Source organism: Gilliamella bombi, from assembly GCF_900103255.1.
In the GTDB taxonomy this organism is placed as follows: Bacteria; Pseudomonadota; Gammaproteobacteria; order Enterobacterales; family Orbaceae; genus Gilliamella; species Gilliamella bombi.
Genome location: NZ_FMWS01000120.1, coordinates 1 through 1797 on the forward strand (window position 1 = coordinate 1; position 1797 = coordinate 1797).

A 1797-nucleotide genomic window follows, 5' to 3' on the forward strand; every position below is an offset into this window, starting at 1 on the left:
CACTTTTTTGGCGAGGATCATCTTTTAAAATAGCCACGATTTGATGTTCAGCCATTTTTTTCATAATTAAATTCCCTTTTACTTTTATCATAGAGAATTTTCTACTTTTTTGCTGTACTATTTTAGGGGATAGTTACAGTTAAAAAAAATTGAAAATATTTAAAATTATTTGAATCCTTTTCATACCTTCAAACCTCTTTTATATAGTGGGGGAAAAAATAATGAAAAAAATTGATGATAATCTCATTTTACAAGCCAGTTCAGGTAATGAAGTTGCTATGGCTAAATTACTCGAAAAATGCCAACCAGATTTAAATCGCTTTTCAAGAAAAGTTTGTTCCACTGCTGAAGACGCAGAAGATGCAGTACAAGTGGCACTCTGGGTTTTATATAAAAAAATAGGTGTCTTGCGAACTATTTCCGCGCTGTCAGCGTGGTTGTTTCGCATTATTGAGCGAGAATGCTACAGAATATTTCGTTCAAATAACAAAACATTCGCAATGGATCCTGATGATATGGAAGAGCTATTTGGAACTAGTAACTCTATAGCTGATGAATCAATATTAAAAATTGACTTAACTAAAGCAATAATTTCTCTTCCCTATACTTATCGAAGTGTAATAATTCTTAGAGATATCAGAGAATTATCAACTTATGAAGTGTCTAATATGCTTGAAATTAGCCCAGAAGCAGTGAAAAGTAGACTTCACAGAGCTAGAAATATTATACGAAAAAAATTAGAGATTAGTGGTCATTCACACTGAAATAGTAATTATGAATACTTTATATATTAATATTCACAATTATAAAGGAACTATTTATGGTAATGAATACAAATGGCATTAAAGAAAATATGATTTAACTTGATTAGATACTCATCCCCTAGCAAGCTAGGGGCAGTAACCATGCAACATAACAAATTCACACATTGAGCTATTTTCACTTTAAGTCTGTTGAAATTGATTCATCTTTTTTTGTACAGGGAATACATGTTTTACCTGGATTGGTTATAGTCATTATGAGACCAATTACCCAACAGGCAGGGCATCCTCTTAATACAACAAACCCTAAAACAGCCGATACAAGTCCCAATAAAACGCTCCAGACAGCACCTTGAATGAACAGATATATTGTTAAACCGAGCAAACCAAATCCAATACATCCTCGTAGTAAATGCCTTAATACAGAACTACTTCTAAACATGACATTACCTCTTAAAATTATTTAATTTAAATTTCATTTACATTTTTCTCTTAATGGTGATATCAATGAGAGATATCTTGTAATATGTACTTCCTCAAAGTAAACTGTTATTCATCATTACATCAAGGAAGTAGCGAGTGAATTTTTTAGTTAGTTTATTTTTCTTTTCATAATTGAACGCATAGGGCAAAATCCTATAGTTCCAGTACAAACCAGAATTATTCCTGTTGCGATAGCAATCCACATTACTAGGGCTGTTGGAGCAAAAAGAAAGCCTAAATAAGCAATACAGGCACCAATAATAATTCGACATAAACGCTCAAAACTTGGAATATTTTTTTTTAAACTCATATTTTTTCCTCTTTAAAATTAGATTTAATAATGAACTACTCTAATAAAGAGTCGACAAAATCAAAAAAAGATTCAAAAAATTTTCATTTAAATGGATTTTTATTATCAAATTAGTGGAATACATTGAATTAATGTCTTTTATTTAAGCTTATAGGTATTTCAAATTAGGAGTGAATTTAGGTAAAGGATAGTTATAAATAATAAAAAAATTAATTGTAATTGATTAGGGGCTGTTGATCTTTG

3 protein-coding genes are annotated in these 1797 nt (G+C 30.4%); 1 reads left to right on the top strand and 2 read right to left on the bottom strand.

The genetic code is table 11. The annotated features are described in order from the left end of the window. Positions 1 to 221: 221 nt before the first annotated feature. Positions 222 to 764, top strand: coding sequence for an RNA polymerase sigma factor (locus B9N71_RS12605; protein WP_051634374.1), 543 nt, complete (start codon positions 222 to 224; stop codon positions 762 to 764). 175 nt (positions 765 to 939) lie between these two features. Here B9N71_RS12605 and B9N71_RS12610 read toward each other — a convergent pair whose 3' ends face one another. Both B9N71_RS12610 and B9N71_RS12615 read right to left on the bottom strand, forming a co-directional pair. Beyond that, positions 940 to 1203, bottom strand: a complete 264-nt coding sequence (locus B9N71_RS12610; protein ID WP_065590236.1) for a hypothetical protein — start codon at positions 1201 to 1203, stop codon at positions 940 to 942. Between the two features lie 150 nt (positions 1204 to 1353). Continuing rightward, positions 1354 to 1554: a YgaP family membrane protein gene (locus B9N71_RS12615; protein WP_085166147.1), complete on the bottom strand. Its 201-nt coding sequence runs from the start codon at positions 1552 to 1554 to the stop codon at positions 1354 to 1356. Positions 1555 to 1797: the final 243 nt, after the last annotated feature.